This window comes from Arthrobacter sp. R-11, assembly GCF_049913155.1.
GTDB lineage: Bacteria > Actinomycetota > Actinomycetes > Actinomycetales > Micrococcaceae > Arthrobacter.
Window position 1 is genome coordinate 2,861,160 of record NZ_CP183979.1, and the last position, 26,393, is coordinate 2,887,552.

The following is a 26,393-nucleotide window of genomic DNA, read 5'->3' on the forward strand; positions in this document are numbered from 1 at the left end:
GCGGGCTGCCCCCATCTGAAAGGACCAGGATGACCCTGCCCCTTCCCGCCCTGCATCTTCCCAGTGGACCCGCCGGAACCCAGATCCTCGGCCTCGGACACGCCCAGCCCGTACGGGTGATGGACAACTTCGAGCTCGAGACGATCCTGGACACCAACGACGAATGGATCCGCCAGCGCACCGGGATCGTCACGCGGCACATTGCCGGCGAAGGCGAAACCGTCGCCACCCTGGCAACGGACGCGGCAGGCATGGCGCTCTCCGACTCGGGGCTGGCAGCGTCGCAGATCGACCTGGTGGTCGTCGCCACGACCACTTCGCAGGAGCGTTCCCCCAATACGGCCGGCCGGGTCGCGCAGGCACTCAGCCTCGGAGCGGACCACCGCGGCCCGGGCGTCATCGAGATCAACACAGCCTGCTCGGGCTTCGAGTACGCCCTCGGCATCGCCGACCAGGCCATCCGCGCCGGCTCCGCCAGCCACGCGATCGTCGTCGGCGCCGAAACGCTCTCCACTGTCACCGACTGGACGGACCGAAGCACCGCCGTGCTCGTCGCGGACGGGGCGGGCGCCGCCGTCGTGGGCCCCTCCGCTGGGCCCCGGATCGGTCCGGTGGTGTGGGGATCCCGCACGGACATGGCAGATTCGGTGCGGATCGGTCCCCCGGATGGCAAGTTCTCGCAGAACGGCCGGGAAGTGCTGCGCTGGGGCCTGCTCGACGCCGTCGGCCACGCCCGCGAGGCCGTGGAGCGGGCCGGGCTCACGCTGGGGGACATCGAGGTGTTGGTGGCCCACCAGGCGAACCTGCGCATCATCGAGCCCCTCGCCCAGGGCCTGGGGCTCAGCGACAAGGTGGTGGTGACCGACGTGATCGAGTCCGGCAACACCTCAGCCGCGAGCGTCCCGCTCGGCCTTAGCAAGTGGTGGCACGCCGGCCGTATCCCGGCCGACGCGCCGGCCCTGCTTTTCGGCTTCGGCGGCGGTTTCACCTACGCCGGCATGGTGGCCATGACCCCGAAACGCGGCTGATTCACGGCCGGTGCTGATTCACGGCCGGGTCTTCCGCGGCAGCCGCCGCAGGGAAAAGTAGCGCGGCACCCGCTCGGCGTAGGCGGCGAAATCCGCGCCGAACAGGTCCGACAGCTCCCGTTCCTCGGCCAGCACTCCCCTGTGCTCGGCCAGGGCGGCAGCCGGCGTGGTGAACAGTGACCACACCGAGCCTTGGAGCAGCCCGATGCCGAGGTGCATCAACCACCAGCCGGCGTACATCGGATTGCGGCTGACGGCGTAGGGCCCGGTCACCACCAGCCGCCGCGGATGTTCCAGCTCGAACGCCCCGCTCTCGCGTTCCCGGCGTTCCGTCAGCGAGCGGAGGTTGATCGCGCAGCCGGCGACAAGCAAGACCGCGCCGGCGGCACGGCCGGACGCGCGCGGTCCCGGGAGCGGAGCGGGCCGCAACCGGGCGAGGAGGACGTCCGCGGCAAGCCCCACCACCTGGCCTGGGGGCAGGGGCACGTTCCCTAAGGCCGCCCTCGCGCCCATCAGCCGCTGCCCCATCAGGCCCGTTCCCGGGCTTTCTGCGGCCGGAGCGCCGCATGCGCGACAGAACCGTCAGCACCACGGCGCGGAATCTGGCGGGCCAGGTACCCTGCGTCACGGGCGAGCCCGGGCAAGGTGGCCGACGTCGCCGAGTATAGGAATTCCTGGCCCAGGAAGAACAGGCCTTCGGTGTCCCGCGCCACTCCGCGGTGCTGCCGCGGCCGGCCGTCCGCGCCAAGGGCGTCGGTTTCCAGCCAGCCGAAATCATCCTTGTAGCCCGTGCACCAGATGACGTTTGCGACGTCGAGGACGCGGCCGTCCTCGGCCACCGCTTTGCCGTCGCGCACCCCCGCGATCCGGGCGACGCGTTCGACGCCGGCAGCCGCGAGGTCCTTGAGCTTGGTGCGGATCAACGGGGTGCCGTGGCCGAGGAAGCCAGGTGCCGCCTTGCGGCCGATCGGCGTACCGAGCGTGAGGATGTGGAGTCCGGCGAACCGGACGAGCGGCAGGAAGAACCGCGCAGCAGCCCGTCCATGCTTGCCCGGCAGCTCCGCGGTCGGTTTTCCCGCCAGGAGGGTGTGGTGGCTGTAGCTCAGCTCCAGGGCGATCTCCGCCCCGGAATTGCCCACGCCCACCACCAGCACGGGGCCAGGCCGGAGCTGCGCGGGATTCCTGTACAGGCTGGAATGCAGCTGGAACACGGAGTCATCCAACTGTGCGGCAAAGCCGGGAACCTTCGGGGCAACGCAAGGCCCCGTGGCCACCACCACGTTCCTCGCCTTCCAGCTCCGTCCGCCCCCTTCCGCGACAAAGTGGCCGCCTTCCTGCCACAGGTGCTCCACCTTCACGCCAAGCCGGACCGGCAGGCCGAAATGCGCGGCGTAGCCTTCGAGATAGTCGGCCACCTCGTCCTTGCCCGGAAACGCGAGGCGGTCGCCAGGGAACGGCATTCCCGGAAGGCCGTTGTACTTAGCGGGGGTGAACAGGCGCAGGGAATCCCAGCGCCGGCGCCAGGCATCGCCTACCCGTTGCCCGGCATCGAGAATGGCGAAATCGTGTCCTTGGCGGGAGAGGAAGTAACCCAGGGCAAGCCCGGCCTGCCCGCCGCCGACGATGATGGTGTCCAGGACACCGTCGGACGGATTCTGCCTGGTATTCATGGTGAAGCCTCCTTATGCTCCAAGTAACTCTTCGGTCGGGCGCAGACCTTCCCTTGCCCCTGCATCGTGTATCCCGGCATCGTGCGCGGGACCGCCGGGCGCGTGGCGGTAGCGCAGGCACCAGGCAAGCATCAGGGCGGACGCCAGGACATAGGACACGTGGAGCAGCCAGATCGGCCCCGCGGGCAGGCTGAACACATAGAACGAATGGACCGCGTTCGCTAGGTTGCCCAGGAGCAGGTTGCCCAGGCTGTACGAGGCAAGGTCCTTGGTGCGTGCCGCCTTCACCAGCATCGGCAGCATGCTCACAGTGAAGAGGACCGTCGAGACGGTTCCGGCGACCATGGGAAGGTTCATGCTTCGACGCTATTGCCGCGGGGTGCTGCCTCGCATCGGAAGGATGATGCATCTTGCGCCGGACACGGATGGGTAATTCGGTGCAGGCATCACGCCATCAACCCATGCTCATACGCATACCGGCTTGCCGCCACCCGGGATGTCACCTCCAGCTTTGCGAAGATGTTGCTCAGGTGCCGTGCCACGGTCTTTTCACTCAGGAAGAGTTCGACGGCGACCGCCCGGTTGCTCTTGCCGGCCGCCACCAGCCGGAGGACTTCCACTTCCCGCCCGGTCAGGGGGCCGGGCACTGCGGCCGATGCGGCGGGCCCCCCAAGCAAATTGGCCCCGATCAAAGCATCAACCGTGGCCATGGCCGGCCGGGCACCAAGCTCCTCCAGTTCCTTGCGGGCGGCTTCGAAATCCATGAGAGCTGTCTCTTCGTCGCCAAGCCGGCGGCGCGCTTTGGCCACCAGCATCCGGCAACGGGCGGCCTCATAGGGAATCTCCAGGGTCCGCCACAAGGTCCACGCAGTCCGCAAGGGCTTCAGGGCTGCAGCCGCTTCGCCTTCTTCGAGGAGCACCGCTCCATCCGCCTGGGCGGCCAGGGCACGCGGCATCGGCGCCGGATATCCGGAGGCGAAACGACCCAAATCGTCCGCCGCGCTGCGGGCCGCGGCGAAGTCACCGGCCGCAAGCTCGATCTCGACGAGGCCGCAGAGCAGGCGGCTCCGCCAGGTGGCGTCGGCGGCAGCCACGGCGTCGTTGATCTGGCGGCGGGCCAGCTGCACCTCACCCAGCGCGAGGTGCAGGAGCGCCATTCCCGGCTGGGGATCGAAACCGGAGTCCGCAGCCGCACGGTATGACGTGGAGGCGGCTTCGAACAAGCCGCGGAGCCGCTGTACTTCGCCTTGGTAGTAGAAGCCCCCGAACCTGGCCTGCGGATCCCCGTGGGCGGAACGTTCCTGTGCCTTCGCGGCCGCCGCCATGGCCTCGTCCCACAGACCGCGCAGGGCATACAGTTCCGCACGGTGCGCATGGCATTGGCCGCTGAAAAGCACCAGCTCCGGCTGGCCCTCGCACCAGCGGTCGAGCGCCATTGTCCACTCCAGCGCACGGGGCAGGTCGAAGACCGCCTGGCAGGTTCCGATGGTGGCGCAATAGATGATGCCGCACGGAATGGCAGACACTTCCCCGGTGGTGGCTGCCACCATCACCTCGTCGAACAGTTCCAGCCCGGCCGCCGCATGGCCGAGCATGACCTGCGCCTGCCCCTGGCCAAGCTGTGCCAGGGAGGCGACGTCCCTGTCGCGGGAAGCCGTGCCGATTCCGTAGGCCTTGCCGAAGAGGGCGGCGGCTTCGGCGGCGTCTCCCCCATAAAGCTTCGCGACGGCGGCCGGGATGAGGAGCAGCCCTTCGGCCGCGCCGGGCTCATCGACTTCCTCGAGGAGCCGCGTGCCCCGTGCAAGCCACCCCGAACTGGCCGCCGCCTCGCCAGTGTTGAGGAGATGGATGCCAAGCCAGCCGGCGCACCGCACGGCCGCGGGGACATCGCCCGTGAGCAGGTACTCTTCGTGTGCGCGGGCCAGGGCATCGGTCCCGACGCGCGAGTGGCCCGTGAGGAAAGCAGTGGTGGCAAAGCGTTCAAGGTCGGCGGCAGGAAGCCCGCCTTCGCGATGGGCATCCCCGAAGTGCCCGAAGGCCTCGCCCCAGCGGTGATCGTCGTAGGCGGCGCGGCCCAGGTCCAGGCCGGCTTTGGACGTTGCCATGACCCCTCCGGCACACTGGTGCCGCGCGGCTGCTGCGCGGCTTGTGTCCTTGTCTATGCGACACGGTACGCCTGGGCCCGGCAGCCCACAATGCCCTCGGAAGCGGTTGTGCCCACGCCGCCAGGGTTCCCTGGACGGGGGCCCACATCAGCGCGGGCCCCGAATCGAGCGAAGCGAGATTTGGGAGCTGATGGAGACGCAGCGAGCCCAGGGGGCGGTGGGGACTAGGAGGCCGGTACGAACTCCCCGTGCCCGGCATCGCGCAGTGCCGCGCGGATTCGCTCGGCGTTGGCCTCAAGCTGTGACGGGTCCGGGTTCTGGTCCGCGGAGCCGAAGTCGTAGTCGGCCATCGAGTTCGACGGCCAGACATGGACGTGCAAGTGGTGCACTTCGTAACCGGCCACCAGCAGGCCCGCCCGCGCCGAGCCGAACTCGCCGACCAGGGCCTTGCCGATGGTCTGCGCCACGGCGGTCACACGTCCAAGCACTTCGGCCGGCGCGTCGGTCCAGCGGTCCACCTCGAGGCGCGGCACCACCAGGACGTGGCCGTCGGCGAGGGGTGCAATGCTCAGGAACGACACGACGTCCTCGTCCTTCCAGACGAAGCGGCCCGGGATGTCGCCGTTGATGATCTTGCTGAAGAGGGTGCTCATGCGTCTGCCTTTTCGGACGGGGTGTGCAGGGTCTTGGTGTCGAGGACGAAGCGGTATTTCACGTCGCCGGCGACCATGCGGTCGTAGGCTTCGTTGAGCCCGGCGGCACCGACGATCTCGATGTCGCTGGCGACGCCGTGTTCGGCGCAGAATTCGAGCATCTCCTGGGTTTCGGCGATCCCGCCGATCAGGGAACCCGAGTAGGCCAGCCGACGCCGGATCAGCAGGCCGGGGCTGACCGGCGGCATGTCGCCCGGCGGCAGCCCGAGCTGGAACAGAGCCCCGCCCAGGCGGAGGGTACGCAGGTACGGGTTGAGGTCATGGGGCGCGGCCACGGTGTCGATGATGACGTCGATGCTCGCCTTGGCCGCTGCCATGGCAGCGGGCTCCCGGGAGAGGACAACACGGTCCGCGCCGAGTTCGCCCGCGGCCGCCGTCTTGCCTTCCGAACTGGTGAAGAGGACCACCTCCGCGCCCATCGCCTTGGCGATTTTCACGGCCATGTGGCCGAGCCCGCCCAGCCCGACGACGCCCACGACGTCTCCGGGCTCGACGTCGAAATAGCGCAACGGCGAATAGGTGGTGATTCCCGCGCACAGCAGCGGAGCCGTGGCCGCCGGGTCCATTCCGTCGGGAATCCGCAGGACAAAGCGGCGGTCCACCACGATGGTGCCCGAATAGCCGCCCTGGGTGATGGCATCGCCGTTCCGCGGATCCTTCACCCCGTAGGTGCCCACGTTGCCGCGCTCGCAGTATTGCTCGAGTCCTTCGAGGCAGCTTTCGCATTCACGGCAGGAGTCCACCAGGCAGCCGACGCCCACGAGTTCCCCGACGCTGAAGTCGTCCACTGCCGCTCCGGTGCGGCGCACCCTGCCCACGATCTCGTGCCCCGGCACCAGCGGGTAAGGCCGGCTGCCCCATTCACCACGGGTGGCGTGCACGTCGGAATGGCACAGCCCGCAGAATTCAATGTCGATTTCGACGTCGTCTTCCTTGGGCACCCGGCGCGCCAGGGTCAGCGGAAGCAGGCCGCTCGCAGCAGACGTCGCCCCCATCGCCGCCGTGAGGGTGCCACGCAGTGCCGGGGATTCCGCAGCGGTGGGGGGTTCCGCAACAGTCAGGGGCTTGCCGAGCGGAGGGGGCACGGGGCGTCCGGGAGTCATGCTCCGACGCTACCACCGGGCGCGGCGCCGACGGCGACCTCGTTCGCCTCCTCGGAAGACCACTGCGAGAAGGAGCCTGGATAGAGCGCCGCCGGGAAGCCGGCGATCTCCAAGGCGGCGATCTGGTGTGCTGCCGTCACGCCGGAACCGCAGTAGACCGCGACGGCGGTGCCGCCGTCGATTCCTGCCTCCGCGAAGCGGGAGCGCAGCTCTGCGACGGTCAGGAAGCGGCCGTCCCCGGCCAGGTTTTCCCCCGTGGGCGCACTGACGGCACCCGGGATGTGGCCGGCCCGGGGGTCGATGGGTTCGATCTCGCCGCGGTAGCGCTCACCGGCCCGCGCATCGAGCAGGATGCCCTGTTCATGCCAGACGGCGGCACCGGCCATGTCGATGCTCGGCATCGCGCCGCGGCCGAGGGTGACACCGCCGGGAGGCGAGGCCTGCTCTCCTTCTTCCACGGGGTGGCCGGCCGCGCGCCAGGCGGCCAGTCCGCCGTCGAGCAGGAAAACCGACTCAAGCCCGGCGTCGCGGAGCAGCCACCAGGCACGGGCAGCGGCGGTATTGCCATTGTCGTCGTACGCCACCACGGTGTCGCCGTCGTTGATGCCCCAGGCCCGGGCGCTGCGCTGCAACGCTTCAGGAGCGGGCAGGGGGTGGCGGCCCTCGCCTGCCACCGAGGGGTCGGCCAGTTCATGGTGCAGGTCCACGAACACGGCGCCTGGGATATGGCCCGCCAGGTAGTGGGCGTGCCCATGCGGGTCCCCGAGCACCCAGCGGACGTCGAGCAGCACCGTGCGCCCGCCGGAATCCATCCGTTCCTCGAGGGTGGCAACGTCCATCAGCGTACCCATGGAATCTCCTTCGTTCACGTGGCAAGCAGGCGGATTCCAGCTTATAACCAGCGCCGGTAGGCTGGGTCGGTGAAGACTCCAGGGAAGCAAAACAGGCGGTGGGCCAGCGAAGCCATCCGGCGCATCGAGGCGGAGAACAACCGGTCCGCGGACACCCATCTCTATTCGGTCCCGTTGCCCGAACACTGGGGCGTCCAGCTGTACTTGAAGGACGAGTCCACGCACCGCTCGGGCAGCCTCAAGCACCGCCTGGCGCGCTCGCTGTTCCTGTACGGCCTGGTGAACGGATGGATCAACGAGGACACCACCATCGTGGAGGCCTCCAGCGGCAGCACCGCCGTTTCGGAAGCGTACTTCGCCCGGCTCATCGGCCTGCCTTTCATCGCGGTGATGACTCGCACCACCAGCCCGGAGAAGATCGCGCTCATCGAGGAGTTCGGCGGCAGCTGCCTGCTGGTGGACCACGCGTCGGAGGTCTACGCCGCAGCCCAGGAAGCCGCCCGGACATCCGGCGGCCACTACATGGACCAGTTCACCTACGCGGAGCGGGCCACCGACTGGCGCGGCAACAACAACATCGCAGAGTCGATCTTCGGGCAGCTTGCCCTGGAAGAGCACCCGGTTCCGGAATGGATCGTGGTGGGCGCAGGCACGGGCGGAACCAGCGCCACCATCGGCCGCTACCTGCGGTACCACTGCCACGGGACCCGGCTGGCCGTCGTCGACCCCGAAAACTCGGCGTTCTATCCCGGCTGGCGCGACGGCGTCGCGGAGTTCAGCACGGGCATGCCGTCCCGGATTGAAGGCATCGGCCGTCCCCGGATGGAACCCAGCTTCGTGCCGGCCGTCATCGACACCATGATCCCGGTACCGGACGCCGCGTCCGTCGCGGCCATGCGGCACCTCCGCAGCCTTGCCGGCCTGCAGGCCGGCCCCTCCACCGGCACCAACCTGTGGGGTGTGTGGCAGTTGGTGGCGGACATGGTGGCGCAGGGGAAGCGCGGAAGCATCGTTTCCCTGATGTGCGACGGCGGCGAGCGCTACGCGGGCAGCTACTACAAGCAGGAGTGGCTGGACGAAAAGGGCCTGGACCCGCGCCCGTATGAAGCGGTCCTGACGCGCTTCTTCGATACCGGGGCATGGCCCGAAGAGGCTTAGGGCGCTAGACCTCCACGGACTCCCGCGCCGCCAGGCTGGTGTACTTGGTACCGTACTTGCCGCCGATCCGGCCCACATGTCCCTCGACCAGCCCGCGGCCCAGCTCGTTCAGGAGCGCGTCATGCACCGGGTACGCCTGCGGCGCCCGCACTGCCACCACGAAGTCCACCACTTCGCCCACCTTGGACCACGGTGCGTGCAAGGGCACCAGGAGCGTCTTCACCTCGATGCCGTCCGGGACCACGAAGGAGTCCCCGGGGTGGAAGACATTCTCCTCCACGAGGTAGCCGATGTTCGCCACCACCGGGATCAGCGGGTGGATCAAGGCGTGCTGGCCGCCGAACGCGCGCACGGCAAAGCCTCCCGTTTCGAAGGAGGTGCCGGGTTCGACGGCGTGTACCCGGCCGCCGTCGTCGCCGGCCTTCCCGGCGAGCTCCGCCGCGAGGCGGGCCGGGGCATGGACCTGGAGACCCGGGTTGCCGCGCAGCGCCTCGAGCAGGGCCGGGGCATCCACATGGTCCGGATGTTCATGGGTGATCAGTACGGCGTGGGCACCGGCCAGCGCCTCCTCTGCTTCCGAGAAGGTCCCGGGATCGATCACCAGCACCTGCCCGTCCTTCTGCAGCCGGACACAGGAATGCGTGAACTTCGTCAGCTTCATGGCCCAAGAGTATCCCCGGGCGGGCCTACTAACGAGGACCCGACCGGCTCGTCACGCGGTCAGCCGGATCCATGACCAGCCCCGGGACCGGAATCCCGCCACGGAACCGGAACCGGGGCCTTACGGTTGCTCCGAAGGGGGAGTATCGTCTGCCGCAGGGTGCTTCGCAAGCGCCCGTTGGAGTTCCTGGGGGGCTTCCATCGCAAGAGTATTTGTCATGGAGGAGCTCATGCCGGAGTCCCGGTCCACAGTCGAAATCCGCGCCCGTTTGGACGAACCGACCTGGGCCTTCGTGGGGAATCCAGTCGAAGTCCTCGTCGCCTTTGTGGTTGCTCCGGACGCCCCGAAGGGACCGAGCGGAACGCTCACCCTGCAGCTGAACGAGCCGGGAGCCGCACCGCAAACGCGGACCCTGGCAGGCGATGAGGGCGAGGTTCACATCTACGTCACTCCTGTCGGCACGGGCACCCGGCAATACACGGTGAGCTATTCGGGGGATGCCTACTTCGAAGCGGCGACGGAGTCCTTCCCGTACGAGGTGTGGACGGGTCCCCGCACGGAGACCTCGCTTCAGCTCAGCACGGAAGGACCAATAACTGTGAGCGAACCGGTCGAGCTCACCGCGCAGGTCACGACCGATGACGGGGAGGCGCTGACTGGCTACTCGGACGGACCCATCGTCTTCTACTCCGACGGCAAGTCCATCGGTGAGGGAGTCGTCGTTCCGGGCTCCCGCGGCTGGCGGGCCACCCTGACTGCGGGCTACCTGCCGGCGGGAATCCATCAGCTGACCGCCCGGCACGAGTCCGCGATCCGTTATACCGGACCGGAATCCAAGCCGGTATCACTTCAGGTCCTGGCGCCGGCGGATCCGCTGCCGATCGACGGCACGCACACCCCGGCCGTGACGGGGCCGTACACCGTGCACATGGAAGTGACCCTTACCCCGCAGCAGCCGGGCACTCCGGACCCTGCGGGCTACGTCCAGTTCTATTCCGATGGCATCGAATTCGGCCTGCCCGTGCCGGTTTCCGGAAACAAAGCCGCGGCCGACTATTGGTTGCCAACGTGGCCACGGACTTTCACCTTCAGCGCCGATTACCTCGGAGACAGCCACTACGCGCCGATCAACTTCCCGGGACAGACTCTCACGGTACCGCTCCCCTAGGCCGGGCAGGCCGCCGACGCCGTGCGGCCCGGCTGGTAATCTTGATGTCTGCACGACGCCGACAGCGAAATGAGTCCACGCATGCCTCCCGGCCCCAAAGCCGCCACCCAAGCTCCCGGCAACACAGCGTCCGACGCCAAGCCAGGGCGGGAGCAAAGGGTCACCAAGCAACGCATCGCCGTGAGCGCGGCCCTTGATGAGCTCGACGATTTCGTCAGCACCCAGGAGCTGTACCGGCTGCTCCAGAACCAAGGCATCTCGGTTTCCCTCGCCACCGCCTACCGCATCCTGCAGTCGCTCGCCGACGAAGGCCTGGTCGACGTCCTGCGCAACGCCGACGGCGAAGCCGTCTACCGCCGCTGCGCGGTCACCGGGCACCACCATCACCTGCTGTGCCGTAACTGCGGCAAGGCGGTCGAAGTGGAGGCTCCCGCGGTCGAGACCTGGGCCGCACGAACCGCCACGGAACACGGCTACACCGAAGTGGCACACACGGTGGAAATCTTCGGCCTCTGCCCGGAGTGCACGGCCAAGAAGGCCGCGGGCGAGCTGTAAGGCCGTTCAGGCGCCGGCGCCGACCTTTGCCTGCGCGTCCGCCCCGGCCGTCCGGGTGATCCGGCCGTTATGGCCGCCCCTGGCCCGCACTCCCCCGATGACCCGGCAGACCACGTAGATCAGGAACGACAGCGTGGTGACGTACGGGCTGATCGGGATCCGGCTGCCGAGGGCCAGCAGGATTCCGCCCACGGTCGCGGTCATGGCGAAGGCGACGCTTAGCAGCAGGACCACCTTCGGCGAGGTGCTTACCCGCAGGGCCGCAGCCGCCGGGGTGATCAGCAGCGCGAGGACCAGGAGCGCGCCGACAATCTGGATGGACAACGCGACGCTGACCCCCAGCAGCACCATGAAGCCGATCGCCAGTCCGCGCACCGGCACGCCACGGGCTTCGGCCATGTCCGGGTCCACGCTCGCGAAGCTGAGCGGCCGCCAGATCAGCGACAGCACCAACATCACGACGACGGCGGTCCCCGCCAGGGCCTGCAGCTGGACGGTGTCGACCGAGACGATCTGCCCGGTCAGGAGGCCGAACTTGTTCGCGGCCCGGCCTTCGTAGAGTGCCAGGAACAGGATGCCCAGGCCCAGGCCGAAGGGCATGATGACGCCGATGATCGAGTTCTTGTCGCGGGCCCGCACGCCCATCAAACCCAGGAGCAGGGCCGCGGCGACTGAGCCGATCAAGGATCCAAGGACGATGTCCGCGCCGATCAGCAGCGCGAACGCCGCCCCCGCAAAGGACAGTTCGGAGATTCCGTGGACGGCGAAGGCCAGATCCCGCTTCATGACGAAGGTCCCCACCATGCCGCCCAGCAGGCCCAGCACGGCGCCGGCCCAGATGGAGTTCTGCACCAGCTCGAGCAGTTCCCCGTAGTTCTCGAAGTTGAAGATGGTCTGCAGGATCGTTCCGAAATCCATCAGTGGCCCTCCGCCAAGCCTGAGTGCGCGTCGTCGTGGAAGTGCGTGGTGGCGTCCGGCAGGCCGACGACGACGATTCGCCCGTTCGCTCGGATCACCTCGACGTGGCTGTCGTAGAGTTCCGAGAGCACCTCGGTGGTCATGACCTCGTCCGGCGTGCCCACCCGGAACTGGCCGCCCGCGAGGTAAAGGACACGGTCAACGTAGTCGATGACGGGGTTGATCTCATGGGTCACGAACACCACCGCGCTGTTCCGTTCGTGGCACTGCTGGTTGATCAGGGCGCTGACGGCCAGCTGGTGGTGCAGATCGAGGGACAGCAACGGCTCATCGCACAGCAGCACCTGCGGCTCGGAGGCGAGCGCCTGGGCCACGCGCAAGCGCTGCTGCTCGCCGCCGGAAAGCTGCCCCAGCGGCACTTTCGCGTAGTCGCTGGCGCCTACGAGTTCCAGGAGCTCGTCGATTCTGCGGTTGACTGCTTGCCCGGACAGCCTCAGCCCCCAGCGGTGCCCGTCGATGCCGAGGCCCACGAGATCGCGGGCACGGAGCGGGGTGTCCGGTGAGAAGGACTTCTGCTGCGGGATGTAGCCAATCCGCCTGCTGCCCCGTTCCACGGGGTTTCCACCCAGTTCGACTGTGCCTGAATGCAGTTCCTGCAGGCCCAGCAGCACCTTGAGGAAGCTGGTCTTGCCGCTGCCGTTGGGCCCGAGGACGGCAAAGAATTCGCCCGGATTGATCTCGAGGTCCAGGCCCTCCCAGAGCACCCTCTTGCCGAACTTCAGGCTGGCTCCGCGAAGACTCACTAGCGGTGTCAAAAATTTCCTCTGTCCGTGCGTTCCATACGTCGACCAACGAACGCCAGTCTACTTGTTGAAGGGACCTGCAGACCCACCCGGTGGAGGCGGATCCGCAGGCACGGGCCGGGGGCTACTTGAGGGCGCCGGCGATCGCGTCGGCGTTGCCTTCCATCCATTCCAGATAGCTTTTGCCTTCCGGGACCGTCTCGGTGAAGTCCACCACCGGAACGCCGGCCGAGGTCGCGGCATCCTTGACGGCTTCGGTCTGCGGGCCTTCCGTCTGTTCGTTGTACGCGAGCAGCTTCACGTTGCCGGCGGTGAAGAGATCCTTGGTTTCCTTGAGTACCGCAGGGGAAACGTCGGTGTCCTCTTCGATGGCGGCGCTGTACGCCTCGGGAGTCTTGTTGACCAGCCCCGCGGCTTCGAGCAGGTAGACCGGCACCGGTTCGGTGATGGCCACCGGGGTGTTGGCGTGCTTTGCCTTGATCGCGTCAAGCTTCCCCGTGATGCCGGCCAGGGTGGATTTGAACTTGCCTGCGTTGGAGGTGAACTCCGCCGCGGAGGCCGGCTTCAGCGCGCCGAGCCTTGCGGCGACGGCATCGGCCACCTTCGCCATGGCGGCGGGGCTGTACCAGACGTGCTCATTGAACGCACCATGATCGTGGCCATGGTCGTGGTCGCCGGCGGAGTGCGAAGCCTCGTCTTCATGCGGGGCCAGTCCGGCGGCCTCGACGGCGGTGACGATGTTCGCGTGGTCGAAGCCCGTGTCGTCCGCGAGCTTGTGCAGGAAGCCGTCATAGCCTCCCCCGTTTTCCACCAGGAGCTCCGCCTTGGACACGGCCAGCTTGTCCTGGGCATTCGCCTCATAGGAGTGCGGGTCCTGGCTGGTCTTGCTGATGATGGAGTCCACGGAGACCAAGTCCGCGCCGATGCTCTTGACGATATCGCCGTAGACGTTCGTGGAGGTCACCACCCGGATGGCCCCGTCTGCGGCGGAGGACGACGGCGATATTGCGGCAGGTGCCGAGCATGCGGACAGCATGATGGCCAATCCGGCCGAGACAGCAAGGGAGAGACGGGCGACTGGGCGGCGCACGGAAACCTCAGATCTACTCAGATGAGAATCGAAGACGATTGTTGCTTGCACGAGTCTAGCCCTAAATAGGAATGATTCCTATTTAGGGCTAGACCTGTACGCCTTGGACGGGCGGATCAGGCGCTGCCCGCGCCGCCCAGCCGCCGGATGCCGGTAGCCTGGGTCGCGTCCCTGATTTCGCCTACGAGTTGCTCGATCACGTCCTCCAGGAAGAGCACGCCGAGGGTCGCTCCGGCCGGGTCCACCACACGGGCAAGGTGCGAACCCGTCCGCTGCATGACCGCCAGTGCGTCCTCGATTTCGTCGTCGGGCGAAAGGTTGACCAAGGAGCGGATCCTGCCTTCCGAGATCGGATGCCCCTGCCCCTCCTCGGGAATCGACAGCACATCCTTGATGTGCAGGTATCCGGCCAGCCCGCCGTCGTCGTCCAACAACGGGAAGCGCGAGAAGCCGGTGCGGCTGACTGCCTTCTCCAGCTCCCGCGGGGTCGTGCCCGGCCTGAGCGTCACCAGCTTCCCGACTGGCACCATGATGTGCGCGGCGGTGTGCGCCGAGAACTCCAGGGCACCGCTGAGCAGGCCGGAATCGTCAGCCACCAGCCCGTGCCGGGTGGATTCCTGCACAATGGACTGCACTTCCTCCAGGGTGAAGGAGGACGTGACCTCGTCCTTCGGCTCGATGCGCATCAGGCGCAGGATGTGGTTCGCGCTCCAGTTGAGGGTCCAGATCACCGGCTTCACGACGCGGGCGATGTGGACCAGCGGCGGCGCCAGGAGCAGCGCCGCCTTGTTCGCCACGGAGACCGAGATGTTCTTCGGAACCATCTCGCCGAATGTCACGTGCAGGAAGGTCACCGCAAGCAGGGCTGCAGTGAACGCCGCGGCATCGGCCAGTTCGTGCGGCGTGCCGAGCACTTCCAGCGGGGCGGCAAGCAGATGGTGGATCGCAGGCTCGGCCACCTGCAGGATCAGCAGCGAGCACACCGTAATGCCCAACTGGGCGCACGCCAGCATGAGCGAAACATTCTCCATGGCGTGCAGGGTGGTCCTGGCACGCTTGGATCCTGCCTCCGCGAGCGGTTCGATCTGGCTCCGGCGCGCGGACATGATGGCGAACTCGGCCCCCACGAAGAAGGCGTTGCCGATCAGCAGGAACACAAGCCAGAGGATTCCGGTCCAGTCGCTCATGCCGTCGCCCCCTTCGCGTTCCTGCCGCCGTGCCCGGCGGCCGCCCCACCCGGGGCGTCCGCCGGTGTGGGCCGGAAGCAAATCCGGTCGATCCTGCGGCCGTCCATCCGGGTGACCGACAAGGTTCCGCCACCGGCCTCGACGACGTCCCCCGTCACGGCAATCCGGCCCAGCCGGCTCATGACGTAGCCGCCCACCGTCTCGTATGCGGGATCGTCGGGCACCGTCAGCCCGGGAATCTGTTCGGAAACCTCGTCCGGCCGCAGCAGCCCAGGGAAATACCAGTCGCCGGAGGCACTTTGCAGCAGGCCGGGACGCACCCGGTCGTGCTCATCGGCCACCTCGCCCACGATTTCCTCCACCAGGTCCTCGAGGGTGGCGATCCCGGCGGTGCCGCCGTATTCGTCCAACACGACAGCCAACTGGAGGTTGCCTTCGCGGAGTTCGGAAAGCAGGGCATCAAGATGGATGGTCTCCGGGACCCGGAGCACCTCGGCCATGATCGCTCCGGCCTCGAGGCCGTCGCGGCGCTCCCGCGGAACGGCCACGGCTTTCTTGACATGCACAAGGCCCCGGATGTCGTCCGCGGACTCTCCGATGACGGGAAACCTGGAGTAACCGGTCCGGCGGGCAGCATCGATGATGTCGGTGACAGGCTGCCCGGCAGCGATGGTCTCCATCCGGATGCGGGGTGTCATGACGTCGGCCGCGGTCCGCTGCGCAAAGCTCAGGGTGCGCGCCACGAAGTTGGCCGTGCCGGCGTCGAGAGTTCCAAGCTCCGCCGATCGCCGCACGAGCGATGCCAGCTCGGCAGGCGAGCGGGCACCGGATATCTCTTCCTTGGCTTCCAGGCCGAAAAGGTGCAGGACCCGGTTCGAAAATCCGTTGAGCAACAAGATGGCGGGCTTGAAGACGGTGGTGAAGATCAATTGCGGGCGGGCCAGCGCCCTGCCGACCGGGAAAGCTTTGGCGATCGCGAGGTTCTTCGGTACAAGTTCGCCGATCAGCATCGACAGCAAAGTGGCGAACACCATGGCGATGAACAGGGAGACCGAGCGCGCAGCGGCCTCCGGCGCGCCGATCAGCAGCAACGGACCGTGCAGCAGCTCGCCGACTGATGGCTCCATGACGAAACCCGTCAGCAGTGTGGTCAGGGTGATACCCAACTGGCAGCTGGAAAGCTGCGTGGACAAGGACTTCAGGCACTTGAGCAAGGGCCGCGCCGCGTGGTCGCCGTCGGCTACCGCACGCTGGACGGATGTCTGGTCAAGAGCCACCAGGGAAAACTCGACGGCGACGAAGAAGCCTGTGCCAAGGATCAGAAGGAGGCCGGCAAGGAGCAGGAGCCATTCCATTCAGGCCCCACCGTCGCTTCGTCGGAGAGGGCGGGAAGAAGGGGCCGGCGGAGGCTGGTCAGCCGTGGCCGAGGAGTGGGGCGAGGCTCCGCCGGAGGCGGCAGAGGGCGCGTGATGGGCATGTGTACGGGTATTGCCGGCGCTGTGGAACGCCCGGGGAAGGACAGCCGTTCGGCTTCCCCCGCAGCGTCCAGGCCGGCACCTGGAATTACTGTCCATAAGGGCTCCAGTCTACAGCCCGCCCGCAACGGCGCAGCGGTCAAAATCGCCGGCCCGGCCCTGCCGCGCGCCTGAGCCCCTGGCCCAGTTCGTAGCACAGACATGATTTAGGTCACCACTATTGGCAGAGAGGCGCCGTCCGTCACTAGACTGGCAAGGGTCTGAGCCCGAGGGACCGGACCCTGGCCCGAGTCGTTTTTTCAGGCAATTCCACCGGGTCAGCTGGACATCAACACTCATGGAAGAGGCGTATTTCAAGTGCCAGAGCAGCCAAGCCACCGTCTACCAGAGGAATTTGGCGGAAACGAGTGGCTCGTTGACGAACTGTACGAGCGGTACCAGCAGGACAAGAATTCGGTCGACGCCAAGTGGTGGCCCCTCTTCGAATCCTTCACTGCCGCTGACGGCACTTCTTCCAACGGAACCTCCGCCGTCCCCGCAAACCCCGCAACTCGAGTACTTCCTGTCGTAGCACAGGCCCCGGCGCCCACGGCAACGGCGCCCGCACCGGCGCCTGCAGCTTCCCCCGCCGCACCGGCTCCGGCAGCAGCCCCTGCTACGGCCCCGGCCACAGCCCCTGCTACCGCCGCCGCACCGGCCGCCCCCGCAGCGCCGGCAAAGAAGGCCCCGGCCACTGTCGCCAAAGACGGCGCGCAGAAGCCCGGCGCCGGGCAGGCCCAGCCCATCCCGGCGCAGCTGCCCAAGAGCACGAAGGCACCCACCCCGCCCGAGGAAGACGTCGTCTCCGTCCTCCGCGGCCCGGCAAAGGCCATCGCCGCCAACATGGTGACGAGCCTGGAAGTGCCCACGGCCACGAGTGTCCGCGCCGTTCCGGCCAAACTGCTGATCGACAACCGCGTTGTCATCAACTCCAACCTCGCCCGCGCTCGCGGCGGCAAGGTCTCCTTCACCCACATCATCGGTTACGCCGTGGTCCGGGCGCTCTCCCAGTTCCCGTCCATGAACGTCTACTACGACGAGGTGGACGGCAAGCCCGTGGCCGTCCAGCCCGCGCACGTCAACTTCGGCATCGCCATCGACATGCCCAAGCCCGACGGCACCCGCCTCCTGATGGTCCCGAACATCAAGAAGGCGGAGACCATGAACTTCGCCGAGTTCTGGCACACCTACGAGGACCTCATCAAGCGTGCCCGTAACGGCAAGCTCACCGCTGACGACCACGCCGGCACCACCGTCTCCCTGACGAACCCGGGCGGCATCGGCACCGTGCACTCCGTCCCGCGCCTTTCCAAGGGCCAGGCGGCGATCATCGGCGTCGGCGCCCTCGACTACCCGGCCGAATGGCAGGGCGCCAGCGAGAAGATCATCGCCCAGAACGCCATCAGCAAGATCCTCACGCTGACCTCCACCTATGACCACCGCGTCATCCAGGGCGCGGGCAGCGGCGAATTCCTCAAGCTGGTCCACCAGCTGCTGCTGGGCGCGCAGAACTTCTACGACGAAATCTTCGAAGCACTGCGCATCCCGTACGAGCCCGTCCGTTGGAGCCCCGACCTCCAGGTCGACCCCGCCGACGAGATCAACAAGGTTGCCCGCATCCAGCAGCTGATCCACTCCTACCGGGTCCGCGGCCACCTCATGGCCGACACCAACCCGCTCGAGTACGTCCAGCGCAAGCACCCGGACCTCGACGTCCTGACCTACGGCCTGACCCTCTGGGACCTCGACCGCGAATGGCCCACCGGCGGCTTCGGCGGCAAGCCGATGCTGAAGTTCCGCGACATCCTTGGCGTGCTGCGCGATGCGTACTGCCGCACCACCGGCATCGAGTACATGCACATCCAGGAGCCCAAGGAACGCCAGTGGTTCCAGGACCAGCTGGAGCACCCATACTCCAAGCCCAGCCGCGAAGAGCAGCTGCGCATCGTCTCCAAGCTCAACGCGGCCGAGGCGTTCGAAACCTTCCTGCAGACCAAGTTCGTCGGCCAGAAGCGCTTCTCGCTTGAAGGCGGCGAATCCCTGATCCCGCTGCTGGACACCATCATTTCGGACGCCGCCGACGACGGCCTTGACGAGGTTGCGATCGGTATGGCCCACCGCGGCCGCCTCAACGTACTGACGAACATCGCGGGCAAGACCTATGCCCAGGTGTTCCGTGAGTTCGAAGGAACCCAGGACCCGCGCTCCGTGCAGGGTTCGGGCGACGTCAAGTACCACCTCGGCACCGAAGGCACGTTCACCTCGGACAACGGCAAGGAGACCAAGGTCTACCTGGCCGCCAACCCCTCGCACCTGGAGGCCGTGGACTCGGTCCTGGAAGGCATCGTGCGTGCCAAGCAGGACCGTCTGGACCAGGGCGAGACCTTCCCGGTCCTGCCGATCATGGTGCACGGCGACGCCGCGTTTGCCGGCCAGGGCGTGGTTGCCGAAACCCTGAACCTGTCCCAGCTGCGGGGTTACCGCACCGGCGGCACCATCCACATCATCGTGAACAACCAGGTGGGCTTCACCACCGCACCGTCCTCCTCGCGTTCCTCCACCTACTCCACGGACGTCGCGAAGATGATCCAGGCACCGGTGTTCCACGTGAATGGCGACGACCCCGAAGCCGTGGTGCGTGTGGCGCAGCTGGCTTACGAATTCCGCCAGCGCTTCCACAAGGACGTCATCGTGGACATGGTGTGCTACCGCCGCCGTGGCCACAACGAAGGCGACGATCCCTCGATGACGCAGCCGCTGATGTACAACCTGATCGAGGCAAAGCGCTCGGTCCGCAAGCTGTACACCGAGTCCCTGATCGGCCGTGGCGACATCACCGAGGAAGAAGCAGAGCAGCTGCTCCGCGACTACCAGGAGCGCCTGGAACGTGTCTTCGCGGAGACCCACGCCGCCCAGACCTCGCCCATCCCGATCGTCACCGCCGACTCCGCCGCTGTTTCGGGCATCGAGCGCCCGATCGCACAGCAGGCCGACTCCGGAACGAACGCCCCGGCGTCGACTGCCATCTCCCCCGAGGTGCTCCAGCACATCGGCCGTGCCCACCTTGAAATCCCGGAGGATTTCACAGTCCACTCCAAGCTCAAGCAGCTCCTCGAGAAGCGCGAGCAGATGTCCCGCGAAGGCGGCATCGACTGGGGCTTCGGCGAAATCGCGGCCTTCGGTTCGCTCATCATGGAAGGCGTCCCGGTCCGCCTGGCCGGCCAGGACTCGCGCCGCGGCACCTTCGTGCAGCGCCATGCGGTCTTCCATGACCGCCTCAACGGCAACGAATGGATGCCGCTCGGCAAGCTCAGCGACAACCAGGCCAAGCTGTGGATCTACGACTCCCTGCTGTCGGAATACGCCGCCATGGGCTTCGAATACGGCTACTCCGTAGAACGTCCGGATGCCCTCGTGCTCTGGGAGGCCCAGTTCGGCGACTTCGTCAACGGCGCCCAGACCATCATCGACGAGTTCATCTCCTCAGCCGAACAGAAGTGGGGCCAGCGTTCCTCGCTCGTGCTCATGCTGCCGCACGGCTACGAAGGCCAGGGACCGGACCATTCCTCCGCCCGCATCGAGCGCTTCCTCCAGCTGTGCGCCGAGGACAACATGGTGGTCGCCAACCCGACCACCGCCGCTTCGCACTTCCACCTGCTGCGCCGCCAGGCCTACAGCCGGCCCCGGAAGCCGCTCATCATCTTCACGCCGAAGCAGCTGCTTCGCCTGAAGGCCGCGGCATCCGCCGTCGAGGACTTCACCTCGGGCGGCTTCAAGCCGGTCATCGGCGAGCACGAGGCGCTGCAGAACGTCGACCGCGTACTGCTGGTGTCCGGCCGCCTCTACTACGACCTGCTGTCCAGCCGCCAGAAGTCCGGTGACACCTCGACGGCGATCATCCGGGTGGAGCAGCTGTACCCGCTGCCGCAGGCGGAGATCGAGGCCGAGCTGGCGAAGTACCCGAACGCCGAGGTTGTCTGGGCCCAGGACGAGCCCGCCAACCAGGGCCCGTGGCCGTTCATCGGACTGAACCTGCCGCAGGCCTTGGACCGCAAGGTCCGCCTGGTGTCCCGCCCGGCCTCGGCCTCCACGGCTGCCGGTTCCATGAAGCGCCACGCAGCGGAGCAGAGCACGCTGCTGAAGCAGGCCTTCGAACGCAAGTAAACAACAAGGGTGCCCGGCCGGAGCTTCGTAACAAGCCTCCCGCCGGGCACTTCTGTTTAAATGGGTAGACATGCCAGGTGGCTACGGCTGCCAGGCACCGGCACGGACCGCAACGTTGGTGAAGAGGTAACAGTGGAAGACAGGAAGCTGCGCATCGCGGCTGTTGGAGATGAACTGCTCGCAGGACTCGGCGATCCCCGTGCCCTGGGTTGGCTGGGCCGGGTGCTCGCGCGGACGCCCCATGACGCCGTCGCCGTGGAGAGCTATTCGCTTCCCTGCCCGATGGAAGGCACCGAGGGCCTTGCCGGACGCTGGCTCGACGAAGCCGGCCGCCGCTTCAGCGACGCCCACGAAAACCGCCTGGTGATCGGACTGTCCGCCCGGGACATCGAATTCGGCCTGTCCACGGCCCGCAGCCGGCTCAACCTCGCGAACATCCTGGACGGCGCCACCCAGAACAACGTCGAGGTCTTCGTGGTCGGTCCTCCCCCAGGCCTGGATCCGGCACGCAACCGCCGGCTCGCCGAACTCAACGCCGCATTTTCGGATGTAACCACCCGCCGCAACCACCACTACGTCGACACCTTCTCGCCCCTGCTCAACCACGAACAATGGCGGACCGACCTCGCCTCGAACGGCGGCACCCCCGGCCAGGCCGGCTACGGCCTGATGGCGTGGCTGGTGCTGCACCGCGGCTGGTTCCAGTGGCTGAGGATCGCTCAGCCCGAATAGGACCGGCAGCCCTCGAGGGAAACCATTGCCATCGCCCGATTTGCGATATATCGTGACTTCATCAACGCGATATATCGCAATTTCTGGAGGGGTCATGTCAGAACAGAACTGGACCGTCACCGGCCCGCAGACCATCGACGTCGACGGCGTCCGCTCGCTCAGGCTGGGCATCGTCAAGGGCCGTTTTGACATCGTCACGCATGACGAGGCCACGGCCCGCATCGAAGTATCCGAGATAGCGGGCGATCCGCTGAGCGTCACCGTCGTCGACGGCCGCCTGGAGGTCCGCCACCAGCTCCACGGGGCCCAAGGGTGGTTCCGCAACCTCATGGGGACCGTCAACAACACCAGCAGCAATACCGTGGTGATCGGCATCGCCGTCCCGGCCGGCATCACCGTCGAGGCCGGCACTGTCAGCGGCGACGGCATGGTCTCCGGAACCTCGGGGACCACCAGGCTCAACACGGTGTCGGGCTCCGTGCTCTCGGATGACACCAGCGGCGAACTGCATGTGAACACCGTCAGCGGGGAAGTCATCGCACGCGGCCACCACGGGGTGATGACCGCCAAGAGCGTCTCGGGCGAAGTGACCGCGTCCGGCGATTTCAGCAACGTCCGGGCCACAACCGTCAGCGGGGACCTCAGCTTCGACCTGCACGGCCACACTCACGACCTTGCCGCCCATTCGGTGTCCGGAGACGTGACGGTCAGGCTACCCCGGGACATCGGCGCGGATGTCGCTGCAAAGTCCGCCAGCGGCGCCGTCGTGATTGACGGACAGCTCCATGACCATCCGGGCAACAATGTGCAGGCGACCGTGGGCCCCAGGGACCGGATCACCCTGGTGCGGTGCAACTCGGTGTCCGGGAAGACCTATGTCATCCACGGCAGCGCCGCGGCCACCGGTTCTCCGGCGGCCGGCGGGCAGGTGCCGGGCGGGGGCGGGTTCTGATGCCGCCGGTCTTCGCCCACGGAGCCCTCCGGCTCTACTTGCTGGCCCTGCTGGAGTCCGGCCCGAAGCACGGCTACGAAATCATCAAAGCGCTCGGCGAACGCTTCGGCGGCACCTACTCCCCCAGCGCTGGCACGGTCTACCCCCGGCTGGGCAAGCTGGAGGAAGAAGGTCTGGTGGCCACCGAGAATGACGGGCGCCGCACCAACTACTCGATCACCAGGGCCGGGCTGGCCGAACTAGACAGCCGGCGCGCCGAACTGGCCGAGGTCGAGGCGGGCATTTCGGCCTCGGTACGGCGACTGGCGGACGAACTCCGGGAGGACATCCGCAGCAATATGCGCGGACTGCGGGCAGACCTGGCAGCCAGTGCCGAGTCGGCCCGGGCGGCGGCTGTACCGGCCGGAACCGGTCAGGGAACGGGGCGGCATTCACCGGAAAGCGTGCGGCTCCTGAAGGAAGCAGAGCTCATGGTGCAGTCTTTCCGGGACGACATGCGGGTGGAACTGCGCAAGCATGCAGGCGCCGCCCAGCTGACGCCCGTCGCCCTGGAGACGGTCCGCACTGTGCTGGACCAGGCGCGCATTGCCATCAGGAACTCCATGCGGCCCTGATCCGGCCCCGACGCGGAGCGCGTCCGCCGGTTCGCCGCCCGGCCCCCGCGTGTGGGAGACTGGAGGGCAGCTTTGTTGAGTACAAGAAACGAAGGAGGCCGGCTATGAGCAAGCGTGCACGCAAGCGTCGTGACCGTAAGCGCGGCGGCGCAAACCACGGCAAGCGTCCCAACACCTGAGTTGTTGGAGCAAACATGGAAGGGCCCCGGAAACCTGATGGTTTCCGGGGCCCTTCCGTTGGAGCCTTCGGCCGGCGCCTAGACCTCCGCCGAGTTCATCGAATGGATGCGGTCCAGGATGGAACTCTTGAGGTTCTCCGGGGCGAACTCGGTGCAGGAACGCTTGACGACCGTGCGGATGACGCATTCCAGGTCGTATTCCTCGGTGCACTCGGGGCACTCCTGCAGGTGCTGCTTGATCTCGGCAATGTCCTCCCGGGTCAGCGCACCGTCAAGGTATTCATAGATACGCTGCATCCGCGCATCGTCGCAGTCGCCCAGTCCTTGGCAGCTCATTTCCGTTTCTCCTGTGTATTGCTTGCGGCGCCGTTCCCGGCCGGGGTGTCCGCGGCGCCCCTGATTCCCCGTTCGGCGGCGTAGTCTGCCAGCAGTTCCCGCAGCATTTTCCTGCCACGGTGCAGCCGGGACATGACCGTTCCGATGGGGGTGTTCATGATGTCCGAAATTTCTTTGTAGGCGAAGCCTTCGACGTCCGCGAAATACACCGCGAGCCGGAATTCCTCCGGGATGGCCTGCAGCGCACGCTTTACGTCGGAGTCGGGAAGATGGTCCAAGGCTTCCGCCTCGGCCGAACGCAAGCCGGTCGAAGTGTGCGATTCTGCCCTGGCAAGCTGCCAGTCCTCAATCGAGTCCGAGTTCGACTGGAGTGGCTCGCGCTGCCGCTTCCGGTACAGGTTGATGTAGGTGTTTGTCAGGATCCGGTACAACCAGGCCTTGAGGTTTGTTCCGGGGTTGTACTGATGGAACGCCGAAAACGCCTTGGTGTAGGCCTCCTGCACCAGGTCCTCCGCGTCCGAAGGGTTCCGCGCCATGCGCATCGCAGCCGAGTAGAGCTGGTCGACGTACTGCATGGCGTCCCGTTCGAAGCGGGCCCGCCGCTGTTCGGGCGTTTCGCTTGCGACATCGATGACGACGCCGGCGCCGGACTCTTCAGCTGCGGCCGGCGAGCCTGGTTGGGGCTGCTCCGCTGCTTCGTACATGGCCGCTGCGGCCGGGTCCAAGGTGCTCATTGCGTTCAAGTCTACTGTCACCCGGCGCGCACCCTTCTCCGGCTCCCGCACCGGTGCCGGCACTTCCTGACGGTCTTTCACCAAGCTCAAGAAAGCGGCTCCTTCCACTTGATACTGGCTTCGCACTCGTTCTGCGCGCAGGCCTCCCCGCGCGCAGCCGCGCCTTCTTCTCACAACCGCCCCTCCCGGGCAAATATTCCGCAAAGGTGCAAGACTAGGAGGCGACTGCACCCTTGACCGTTGCGGCAAGCCATCCAGGAGGCAAAACATGTCCCTCATCCGTTTTCCCGCCCGCCCGATGCTGGCCTCAAGCTTCGTAGTTTCCGGGATCGACAAGCTCAAGAACGCGGACGACACTGCCAAGCAACTCTCCCCGCTGCTGCGCCGGGCCTCGGATTCCCTGCCATTCCCGGCCGATGAAAAACTCATCGCCCGGCTTATCGGCGGCACCCAACTTGGTGCGGGCGCCCTGCTCGCTCTTGGCAAGCTGCCCCGCTTCTCTGCCGGCCTGCTGGCGGTCATTTCGGGACTGAACGCCTTCGTCGAGTGGCGCTCGGCGGACATCAGCACCAAGGAAGGCCGGCTTGAGCGCCGCGCGCAGCTGTTGAAGAACATCTCGCTCACCGGGGGCGCGCTGCTCGCTGCCGTCGACACCGCCGGCAAGCCGAGCCTTGCCTGGCGTGCCGAGCACCTGGCCATGGACGCCCGCAAGGCCGGCGGCAAGCAGTTGAAGAAGGCGGACCGCGCCGTCCGCAAGGCAGTAGACAACGCAGTTGGAGCATAAAGAACGCATGACCGGCACCACGGAAGCCACCACAACCTCCGCACCCCTCTGGGACGCCCCTTTCGCGCACCGGCCCGTTGACGCCACGGTCACGGTTCCGGGTTCCAAGTCCCTCACCAACCGCTATCTGGTCCTCGCGGCCTTGGCCGACGGACCATCCAGGCTCCGCGCTCCCCTCCACTCCCGGGATTCTGCCCTGATGATCGAGGCGCTCCGGCAACTGGGCGCCACCGTGACGGAGGTGCCGGGCGACGGCAGCTACGGACCTGACCTGCTGATCGAACCGATCGATCCGGCGGCGCCGGCCTCCGATTGCGCCATCGATTGCGGGCTCGCCGGCACCGTGATGCGTTTCGTGCCTCCGCTCGCGGCCCTTCGCAACGGTTCCTCGGCGTTCGACGGCGACCCGCACGCCCGCAAGCGCCCCATGAACACGATCATCGAGGCGCTGTCCGCGCTCGGCGTCGGGATTTCCGGCCCGGACGGCGGGCCTGCGTCCTCGCTTCCTTTCACGGTGGACGGCAACGGTTCGGTACGCGGCGGCCACCTGGTGATCGACGCCAGCGCATCCTCCCAGTTCGTCTCCGCGCTGCTGCTGGTCGGCGCCCGCTTCACCGAGGGCCTGCACCTGGAGCACGTCGGCAAACCGGTGCCCAGCCTGGACCACATCAACATGACGATCGCCGTACTGCGCGGCGTGGGCGTCGTGGTCGACGACACCGTCCCCAATCACTGGGTGGTGTCCCCCGGCGCCATCCGGGCCTTCGACGTGCGGATCGAACAGGACCTCTCCAATGCCGGGCCTTTCCTGGCCGCCGCCCTCGCCACCAAGGGCACCGTCCGGATTCCCAACTGGCCGTCCAACACCACCCAGGTGGGCGATCTCTGGCGGGAGATCCTGCAGACCATGGGCGCCACCGTCAGCCTCGACAACGGCACGCTCACCGTGACCGGCGGGCAGGAAATCAAGGGGGCGGACTTCGACGAGACCAGCGAACTCGCCCCGACGGTGGCGGCCCTCTGCGCCCTGGCCACCGGCCCGTCCAGGCTCACGGGCATCGGCCACCTGCGCGGTCACGAAACGGACCGCCTGGCGGCGCTGGTCGCCGAAATCAACAGGCTCGGCGGCGACGCCGAGGAGACCAACGACGGCCTGGTGATCCGGCCCGCCAAGCTGCACGGCGGCGTCGTGCACAGCTACGCGGACCACCGCATGGCGACCGCCGGGGCCATCCTGGGCCTCGCCGTCGAAGGCGTGCTCGTGGAGGACATCGCCACCACCTCCAAAACCATGCCGGAGTTCCCGCAGATCTGGGCGGCCATGCTTGAACAGGACAGCGCCGCGCCCGGAGCCCCGGAGCCCGGTCACTGACG

Annotated in this window: 26 protein-coding genes; 11 read left to right on the forward strand and 15 right to left on the reverse strand. The window is 67.2% G+C overall.

The annotated features are described in order from the left end of the window. Positions 1-29 precede the first annotated feature (29 nt). Complete coding sequence (locus ACN9M4_RS12920; RefSeq protein WP_426298475.1) at positions 30-1,028, forward strand: beta-ketoacyl-ACP synthase III; 999 nt, start codon at positions 30-32, stop codon at positions 1,026-1,028. An 18-nt stretch (positions 1,029-1,046) separates the two neighbouring features. Here the strand turns inward: ACN9M4_RS12920 and ACN9M4_RS12925 are convergent, their stop codons facing one another. From ACN9M4_RS12925 to ACN9M4_RS12955, 7 genes are all read right to left on the reverse strand, one after another. After that, positions 1,047-1,514, reverse strand: a complete 468-nt coding sequence (locus ACN9M4_RS12925) for a methyltransferase family protein (RefSeq protein ID WP_426298477.1) — start codon at positions 1,512-1,514, stop codon at positions 1,047-1,049. 41 nt (positions 1,515-1,555) lie between these two features. Further along, positions 1,556-2,698 carry a flavin-containing monooxygenase gene (locus ACN9M4_RS12930; RefSeq protein WP_426298479.1) on the reverse strand — a complete coding sequence of 381 codons (1,143 nt, stop codon included), beginning with the start codon at positions 2,696-2,698 and terminating at the stop codon, positions 1,556-1,558. 12 nt (positions 2,699-2,710) lie between these two features. Beyond that, on the reverse strand, positions 2,711-3,055 hold the full coding sequence (locus ACN9M4_RS12935; protein ID WP_426298481.1) for a hypothetical protein: 345 nt from the start codon (positions 3,053-3,055) through the stop codon (positions 2,711-2,713). Positions 3,056-3,144: 89 nt separating this feature from the next. Further along, positions 3,145-4,803 (reverse strand): LuxR C-terminal-related transcriptional regulator, encoded by a 1,659-nt coding sequence (locus ACN9M4_RS12940; RefSeq protein ID WP_426298483.1) that lies wholly within the window; start codon positions 4,801-4,803, stop codon positions 3,145-3,147. A gap of 224 nt (positions 4,804-5,027) precedes the next feature. After that, a complete protein-coding gene (locus ACN9M4_RS12945) occupies positions 5,028-5,456 on the reverse strand; it encodes an HIT family protein (RefSeq protein ID WP_426298485.1) in 429 nt (142 codons plus the stop codon). Continuing rightward, positions 5,453-6,619, reverse strand: coding sequence for an NAD(P)-dependent alcohol dehydrogenase (locus ACN9M4_RS12950; RefSeq protein WP_426298487.1), 1,167 nt, complete (start codon positions 6,617-6,619; stop codon positions 5,453-5,455). Before ACN9M4_RS12950 ends, ACN9M4_RS12945 begins: the two co-directional genes overlap by 4 nt. Next, positions 6,616-7,470 carry a sulfurtransferase gene (locus tag ACN9M4_RS12955; RefSeq protein ID WP_426298489.1) on the reverse strand — a complete coding sequence of 285 codons (855 nt, stop codon included), beginning with the start codon at positions 7,468-7,470 and terminating at the stop codon, positions 6,616-6,618. The genes ACN9M4_RS12950 and ACN9M4_RS12955 overlap by 4 nt, the downstream gene beginning before the upstream one ends. Positions 7,471-7,539: 69 nt before the next feature. Here ACN9M4_RS12955 and ACN9M4_RS12960 point away from each other — a divergent pair, with 69 nt between their 5' ends. Then, on the forward strand, positions 7,540-8,628 hold the full coding sequence (locus tag ACN9M4_RS12960; RefSeq protein WP_426298491.1) for a PLP-dependent cysteine synthase family protein: 1,089 nt from the start codon (positions 7,540-7,542) through the stop codon (positions 8,626-8,628). 4 nt (positions 8,629-8,632) lie between these two features. Here the strand turns inward: ACN9M4_RS12960 and ACN9M4_RS12965 are convergent, their stop codons facing one another. Next, the gene (locus tag ACN9M4_RS12965) at positions 8,633-9,289 is read right to left on the reverse strand and encodes an MBL fold metallo-hydrolase (RefSeq protein ID WP_426298493.1); all 657 of its coding nucleotides are present in this window, start codon (positions 9,287-9,289) and stop codon (positions 8,633-8,635) included. Positions 9,290-9,506: 217 nt separating this feature from the next. Here ACN9M4_RS12965 and ACN9M4_RS12970 point away from each other — a divergent pair, with 217 nt between their 5' ends. After that, positions 9,507-10,457, forward strand: a complete 951-nt coding sequence (locus ACN9M4_RS12970; protein ID WP_426298495.1) for an Ig-like domain-containing protein — start codon at positions 9,507-9,509, stop codon at positions 10,455-10,457. 81 nt (positions 10,458-10,538) lie between these two features. After that, positions 10,539-11,012 (forward strand): Fur family transcriptional regulator, encoded by a 474-nt coding sequence (locus ACN9M4_RS12975; protein ID WP_426298497.1) that lies wholly within the window; start codon positions 10,539-10,541, stop codon positions 11,010-11,012. A 6-nt stretch (positions 11,013-11,018) separates the two neighbouring features. Here ACN9M4_RS12975 and ACN9M4_RS12980 read toward each other — a convergent pair whose 3' ends face one another. The 5 genes from ACN9M4_RS12980 to ACN9M4_RS13000 form a co-directional block, all read right to left on the reverse strand. Next, positions 11,019-11,930, reverse strand: coding sequence for a metal ABC transporter permease (locus ACN9M4_RS12980; RefSeq protein WP_426298499.1), 912 nt, complete (start codon positions 11,928-11,930; stop codon positions 11,019-11,021). Then, positions 11,930-12,733, reverse strand: coding sequence for a metal ABC transporter ATP-binding protein (locus ACN9M4_RS12985; RefSeq protein ID WP_426298501.1), 804 nt, complete (start codon positions 12,731-12,733; stop codon positions 11,930-11,932). The genes ACN9M4_RS12980 and ACN9M4_RS12985 overlap by 1 nt, the downstream gene beginning before the upstream one ends. Positions 12,734-12,857: 124 nt before the next feature. Beyond that, positions 12,858-13,823: a metal ABC transporter solute-binding protein, Zn/Mn family gene (locus ACN9M4_RS12990; RefSeq protein WP_426298503.1), complete on the reverse strand. Its 966-nt coding sequence runs from the start codon at positions 13,821-13,823 to the stop codon at positions 12,858-12,860. A gap of 116 nt (positions 13,824-13,939) precedes the next feature. Next, entirely contained in the window at positions 13,940-15,010 is a 1,071-nt protein-coding gene (locus ACN9M4_RS12995) for a hemolysin family protein (RefSeq protein WP_426298505.1), read from the reverse strand. Continuing rightward, the gene (locus ACN9M4_RS13000) at positions 15,007-16,365 is read right to left on the reverse strand and encodes a hemolysin family protein (protein ID WP_426298507.1); all 1,359 of its coding nucleotides are present in this window, start codon (positions 16,363-16,365) and stop codon (positions 15,007-15,009) included. Before ACN9M4_RS13000 ends, ACN9M4_RS12995 begins: the two co-directional genes overlap by 4 nt. Before the next feature lie 477 nt (positions 16,366-16,842). Between ACN9M4_RS13000 and ACN9M4_RS13005 the strand changes: the two genes are divergently transcribed. The 5 genes from ACN9M4_RS13005 to ACN9M4_RS13025 all read left to right on the forward strand — a co-directional run bounded on the left by ACN9M4_RS13005 (position 16,843) and on the right by ACN9M4_RS13025 (position 23,165). Continuing rightward, positions 16,843-20,688, forward strand: a complete 3,846-nt coding sequence (locus tag ACN9M4_RS13005; RefSeq protein ID WP_426298509.1) for a multifunctional oxoglutarate decarboxylase/oxoglutarate dehydrogenase thiamine pyrophosphate-binding subunit/dihydrolipoyllysine-residue succinyltransferase subunit — start codon at positions 16,843-16,845, stop codon at positions 20,686-20,688. 132 nt (positions 20,689-20,820) lie between these two features. Then, complete coding sequence (locus tag ACN9M4_RS13010; RefSeq protein WP_426298511.1) at positions 20,821-21,420, forward strand: GDSL-type esterase/lipase family protein; 600 nt, start codon at positions 20,821-20,823, stop codon at positions 21,418-21,420. Positions 21,421-21,514: 94 nt separating this feature from the next. Next, positions 21,515-22,372 (forward strand): DUF4097 family beta strand repeat-containing protein, encoded by an 858-nt coding sequence (locus ACN9M4_RS13015; RefSeq protein ID WP_426298513.1) that lies wholly within the window; start codon positions 21,515-21,517, stop codon positions 22,370-22,372. Further along, positions 22,372-22,986, forward strand: a complete 615-nt coding sequence (locus ACN9M4_RS13020; protein ID WP_426298515.1) for a PadR family transcriptional regulator — start codon at positions 22,372-22,374, stop codon at positions 22,984-22,986. Before ACN9M4_RS13015 ends, ACN9M4_RS13020 begins: the two co-directional genes overlap by 1 nt. A gap of 104 nt (positions 22,987-23,090) precedes the next feature. After that, positions 23,091-23,165 (forward strand): 50S ribosomal protein bL37, encoded by a 75-nt coding sequence (locus ACN9M4_RS13025; protein WP_369299106.1) that lies wholly within the window; start codon positions 23,091-23,093, stop codon positions 23,163-23,165. Positions 23,166-23,243: 78 nt separating this feature from the next. Here the strand turns inward: ACN9M4_RS13025 and rsrA are convergent, their stop codons facing one another. Next, entirely contained in the window at positions 23,244-23,501 is a 258-nt protein-coding gene (rsrA, locus tag ACN9M4_RS13030) for a mycothiol system anti-sigma-R factor (RefSeq protein ID WP_426298517.1), read from the reverse strand. Then, positions 23,498-24,235 carry a sigma-70 family RNA polymerase sigma factor gene (locus tag ACN9M4_RS13035; RefSeq protein WP_426298519.1) on the reverse strand — a complete coding sequence of 246 codons (738 nt, stop codon included), beginning with the start codon at positions 24,233-24,235 and terminating at the stop codon, positions 23,498-23,500. Before ACN9M4_RS13035 ends, rsrA begins: the two co-directional genes overlap by 4 nt. Positions 24,236-24,503: 268 nt before the next feature. On the opposite strand from ACN9M4_RS13035, the gene ACN9M4_RS13040 reads away from it, so the two are divergent. Together ACN9M4_RS13040 and aroA are read left to right on the forward strand one after the other, a co-directional pair. Then, on the forward strand, positions 24,504-25,019 hold the full coding sequence (locus ACN9M4_RS13040) for a DoxX family protein (protein ID WP_426298521.1): 516 nt from the start codon (positions 24,504-24,506) through the stop codon (positions 25,017-25,019). Between the two features lie 7 nt (positions 25,020-25,026). Next, a complete protein-coding gene (aroA, locus tag ACN9M4_RS13045) occupies positions 25,027-26,391 on the forward strand; it encodes a 3-phosphoshikimate 1-carboxyvinyltransferase (RefSeq protein ID WP_426298523.1) in 1,365 nt (454 codons plus the stop codon). Positions 26,392-26,393: the final 2 nt, after the last annotated feature.